The sequence below is a fragment of the Staphylococcus sp. HMSC34C02 genome (assembly GCF_001838705.1).
GTDB classification, from domain to species: Bacteria; Bacillota; Bacilli; order Staphylococcales; family Staphylococcaceae; genus Staphylococcus; species Staphylococcus borealis.
In genome coordinates this window covers 5,586-10,637 of sequence record NZ_KV838573.1, presented here as the reverse complement: position 1 = coordinate 10,637, position 5,052 = coordinate 5,586, and the positions used below count along the sequence as shown (strand labels likewise).

At 31.6% G+C, this 5,052-nt stretch carries 7 protein-coding genes and 1 pseudogene; 2 read left to right on the top strand and 6 right to left on the bottom strand.

What is annotated here, in order from left to right:
- The 6 genes and pseudogenes from HMPREF3239_RS05655 to tadA all read right to left on the bottom strand — a co-directional run.
- On the bottom strand, positions 1–373 hold a 373-nt coding region (locus tag HMPREF3239_RS05655), incomplete at its 3' end, for a YSIRK-type signal peptide-containing protein (RefSeq protein ID WP_070855008.1).
- Positions 374–657: 284 nt separating this feature from the next.
- Entirely contained in the window at positions 658–978 is a 321-nt protein-coding gene (locus HMPREF3239_RS05650; protein WP_070855007.1) for an LPXTG cell wall anchor domain-containing protein, read from the bottom strand.
- A gap of 285 nt (positions 979–1,263) precedes the next feature.
- Positions 1,264–1,375, bottom strand: a pseudogene (locus HMPREF3239_RS12775) (YSIRK-type signal peptide-containing protein); the annotation flags it as partial.
- A gap of 238 nt (positions 1,376–1,613) precedes the next feature.
- The gene (locus tag HMPREF3239_RS05640; protein ID WP_053031100.1) at positions 1,614–2,180 is read right to left on the bottom strand and encodes an NADPH-dependent FMN reductase; all 567 of its coding nucleotides are present in this window, start codon (positions 2,178–2,180) and stop codon (positions 1,614–1,616) included.
- A gap of 22 nt (positions 2,181–2,202) precedes the next feature.
- Entirely contained in the window at positions 2,203–3,072 is an 870-nt protein-coding gene (locus HMPREF3239_RS05635; protein WP_070855005.1) for a Cof-type HAD-IIB family hydrolase, read from the bottom strand.
- Positions 3,073–3,204: 132 nt separating this feature from the next.
- Entirely contained in the window at positions 3,205–3,678 is a 474-nt protein-coding gene (tadA, locus tag HMPREF3239_RS05630) for a tRNA adenosine(34) deaminase TadA (protein ID WP_070855004.1), read from the bottom strand.
- Positions 3,679–3,741: 63 nt separating this feature from the next.
- On the opposite strand from tadA, the gene HMPREF3239_RS05625 reads away from it, so the two are divergent.
- Entirely contained in the window at positions 3,742–4,359 is a 618-nt protein-coding gene (locus HMPREF3239_RS05625) for a deoxynucleoside kinase (protein WP_070855003.1), read from the top strand.
- Positions 4,352–5,014 carry a deoxynucleoside kinase gene (locus HMPREF3239_RS05620; RefSeq protein WP_053031090.1) on the top strand — a complete coding sequence of 221 codons (663 nt, stop codon included), beginning with the start codon at positions 4,352–4,354 and terminating at the stop codon, positions 5,012–5,014. The genes HMPREF3239_RS05625 and HMPREF3239_RS05620 overlap by 8 nt, the downstream gene beginning before the upstream one ends.
- Positions 5,015–5,052 lie beyond the last annotated feature (38 nt).

Genomic DNA, 5,052 nt, shown 5'->3' with positions numbered 1-5,052 from the left:
CTGTTGTGCTTTCTTCAGTTGCCTTCTCTTCTGTAGAAGGCTGTTCTTGACTTACTTCTTCAGTAGCGTTTTCATTTGTAGTTGATTGTTCTGAACTAGTATTAGTTTCTTGCGTTGAATTTTCTTGTGAAATTGCGTTCTGAGATGTGTTTGATTGATTACTAGCATCTTCTTCAGATGCTTTTGAATTACTTTGATTTTCTCCGCTTTCAGTTTGATTAGTTTCAGCAGCTTTAGCTACATCATGTCCTGCACCAAAGATTAATGTTGCACCAACTAAAATTGATGCCGTCCCCACTGTGAATTTTCTTATCGAATATTTATTTAATCTATTCGGTAAGAAATCTAATCGTTTATTCGGCTTTTTCTTCAAATAACTCACACCCCTATTTTCCAAATTTATTGAGTACAATACTCATACAAAACTTATCACTTTTTGTATATTGTTACAATATATAAATCTGATTTTTTAAAAAAACATTAATTTGTTCATGCTAAATAACTTTAGAAAATTATATACTTTTTTTATATTATTTAATAACTTTTAAATTTGGTATTCATTTACTATAAAATCTAGCATCATACTTATTATTACCATAATTAGCATTTAAAAAACCCGCAGTTACACACTACGGGTTAATTTCATACATTTATTTCTTAGTTATTCTTTTTATTTCGCTTTCTACCTAATACTAGTGATGCTACACCTGCAATTAATGTTCCGAATAACACGCCATTTTTCTCTTCTTTGTTTCCTGTTTCTGGTAATTCACTATTATCTAGATCCGCATCGGCATAACTGTCAGCATCTTTTTTATTAGAGTCAGCCTTAATGAGCACACTTAGTAATGCTCTATTATCAACTTGATTATAGTCAATAGTAAGGTTTTTAACATTTTCACTTGCCTCTTCAATTGAACTACTCGTATTCTCATCTACAAAATTTGTTAATGCTTTTTCTTTTTTCTGTATTATCAATAGTATTATTTAATTGTGTCTCAGTATTTTCAAATGATATATCTAAACCTGATGTATTAACTGTCTTGGTATCATTATTAGAAGTATTATTTGCATCTATTGCTACATTTTATTTTCTAATATCAATTTGTTCTGGTTTCACTTGTGATAATGTAGCACTCGCGGATGTTTGTACATGACCTTTTGCTTTTACATCTTGCGCTTCATTCGTATCTATAGTTGTGGAAGCTTGATCTTTTTCAGCTGCTTTTGCTTCATCATGAGCACTTCCAAAGATTAAAGCTGTCCCTACTAATATAGATGCTGTCCCTACTGTGAATTTTCTAATTGAATATTTATTTTGTTTATTCGGTAGAAAATCCAATCTCTTTTTTTGTTTATTTTTCAAACAGACCACTCCCTAAAAGAATTGTAAATCGACCTAATTTAACTGTTTATTTAATTACTTAAATTTAAAAAACTAATTAAAATACTAATATAAATACATATAATTAAGTTCAAAAAATATCTTTTGCATTGCAATCTATATAATCGTCTGAAATATTCTTTTTAAAACAATAAAAAAAGAACGATAAAAATCGTTCTTAAAAACTAGTTTCTACTATTATATATGTGTACTTCTATATAATTAAATTTTATTTTAAATGTTCATAAGGACTATTATTCACAAATGATACAATTTGGTCTACAAATAATTTTGCGCGCAACTGAAATTGGTCATCATCAAGATACAATGTACCATCTTCAAGTTTACTGTAATCTGAATCGTGTGTAGCAATTTGTGTCGGTACCGCGATACCTAGTAAACTGCGAACAATGACACGTAAATGTGATAGTGGTTCTGAACTAACAATACCACCACTATTGCCAATTAGCCCTACTGGTTTCATTTTAACGTAATCCATATTGATATGATCTAATGCATTTTTAAGAATGCCAGAGTAAGAACCATGATAATTAGGTGTGCCAAGTACTAAGAAGTCTGCTTCCATAACTTTAGTTTGAAAGTCTTTTGCATTTGCTTTAATTTCTTCTGTTGAATGGGTTGTTCCTGAAAAGTCTAACTGATTTAAAGGTCTTTCTGCTAAATCAAATATATCAACATCTAAATCATGTGTATCAAATTGACCCACTAAATATTTAGCAAGCGCATTCGTATGTGAGCCTACTTTTGCACTACCAACAATAATAAGTCCTTTCATTTCTTCTAAACACCTCTTAATATTAATTATTTTCTTCTTGTAATAGTTTCATAATGGCTTTACCTACACCACTATTTTCGTTTGTATCTGTGACATATTTTGCAATTGCTTTTACTTCAGGCATTGCATTTTCTACTGCCACCGGATAACCTACACGTTCTAACATTGACACATCATTTAAATTGTCACCTAATGCCATAACGTCTTTTAAATCAATATTTAATTGATCTGCAATAGATGCCAACGCTATTCCTTTTTGAGCATCAGAATGGGTAATTTCAAGGTTACCACGTGATGAAGATGAGATAGCTAAACTTGAAATCGCTGAGAGTTCTGCCCCTATCTTGTTTATTTTCTCTAAATCTGGATTAAAGGCAAGGACTTTCATAATTAGTTCTCCTGGAATATTTTCAATTTCCTCATAACTATTTACAACTTTCAACGTCCCATTATCTATACGTTTTTGAATGCCGTTTTTAATCTTTTCAACATCCGCTTCTTGTCCTGCTTGTTTAGCAATATCTAAATATATATCTAAATCTTTAGTAGGATCTTCTGTGTAAATCCCCCTATTAGTGTAAATTTGATAGTATACATCTTCATGGTTCAAGATGGATTTTATGCGTTCCACTAATTCATGATTTAAGTTAGAGGTACTCATAATATTAAACGATTCATCACGTACTTCTGCACCATTTAAACAAATGTATGGCACACTTAAATCTGTTTCAGCTACAGGTGTGTTCGCTTCATAGAATGCACGACCTGTCGCAATGGCAACTGTTATTCCTTGTGATTGTGCAAATTTAATCGCATCAACATTTTCTTGTGAAATTTCATGTGCAGCATTTAACAATGTGCCATCCATATCTGTTGCTATTAATTTAATCATACAGTTACCTCGTTTCATTATCTTAATTAAACGCTATTTATTTTGAAAAGTATCATCTGAAAGTTTTTAAACCTCAATTTTGACACCACATTCACGTGTATTATTTTAACAAATATAAAACAATTTGTACGCTTACTTGTTCGTTTTAGACTTCTTTAATCGTAATTCTCGAAAGAAGTTACGTAATAGATCTCCACATTCTTGTTCACATACACCACTAACCACTTCAGCTCTATGATTAAAGCGTGACTCTACTAGTAAATTCATCAAGCTACCACCACATCCACCTTTAGGGTCAGAAGCACCGTAAACCACTTTAGGAATTCTGCTCAACACGATAGCACCTGCACACATGACACAGGGTTCCAACGTTACATATAAGGTGCAACCTTCTAAACGCCAACTTCCAATGGTATTAGATGCTCGTTCAATCGCTATATGTTCTGCATGTGCAGTCGGAAGCTGTGCAGTTTCTCTTAAATTATGTGATCGTGCTATAACTTCATCATCTTTAACAATAATTGCACCTATAGGTACTTCTCCAATATTTTGCGCTTTTTTAGCTTCTTCAATCGCTAATTTCATGTAATATTCATCATTTGCCATGTGTGTTATACCTCACTTATGATACAATACTCATTGTCTATTTTAACATTTGGAGATGTGATTATGAACAAACCATTTATCGCAATTGAGGGCCCTATTGGTGTAGGTAAATCCTCCCTAGCTCATAAGCTTAGTCAGTCATTAAATTACTATGAAGAAAAAGAAATAATTGATGAAAATCCATTTTTGTCTGATTTTTACGATGATATCTCTAAATGGAGTTTTCAAACTGAAATGTTCTTCCTTTGTAATCGATACAAACAAGCGAAAGATATCGCAAAAATGACACAAGGCGTTGTTAGCGATTATCATATTTATAAAAATAAAATATTTGCCCGTAACACTTTAAGTCATCATGAATTTGATAAATTTGACCGCATTTTCGATATTTTAACAGAAGATCTTGAAATGCCTAACATGATTATTTTTTTAGATGCAGATTTGAATGTTTTGAAACAGAGAATCGCTAAACGCAACCGTAGTTTCGAGCATCATATCGAAGATAACTATTTATTGAATTTAAAAGAAGATTATTTAACATTTTATAATGCGATGAAGTGTGAAGGTGCGAATGTTGTCTTAATTAATACAAGTGATATTGATTTTGTCAATAACGATTCAGATTATCAATCCATTTTAGAAAAAATAAGACCTATGATAGGAGCAATTGAAAATGAATAATTACAAAGTACCTCAAAATGCAATTATCACTATTGCTGGTACAGTTGGTGTTGGTAAATCAACATTGACACAAGCGTTAGCCGACAAACTGAATTTTAAAACCTCTTTTGAAAATGTTGATCATAATCCTTATCTCGATAAATTTTATGATGACTTTGAACGTTGGAGCTTTCACTTACAAATCTACTTTTTAGCGGAGCGCTTTAAAGAACAAAAGCGTATGTTTGAATATGGTGGTGGCTTTATACAAGATCGTTCTATTTATGAAGATGTAGATATTTTCGCGAAAATGCATGAAGAACAAGGTACTATGAATGAAGATGATTTCAAAACCTATTCTGAGTTGTTCAATGCTATGGTAATGACACCCTACTTCCCTAAACCTGATGTATTAATTTATCTTGAATGTGATTATGATGAAGTCATTGAACGTATCAAAGCACGTGGTCGTGATATGGAAATTAATACAGACCCAGAATATTGGCAAAAATTATTTAAACGCTATGAAGATTGGATTAATAACTTTAATGCTTGTCCAGTAGTACGTGTAAATATCAATGAATATGATATTCACGAAAATCCTGACTCATTAGATCCAATTATTGATAAAATCGCACATGTCATTAATACGTACCGTAACGTAGACAATCGATAATATCTAAAACAGTCTGGGACATAAATAATATAATAATG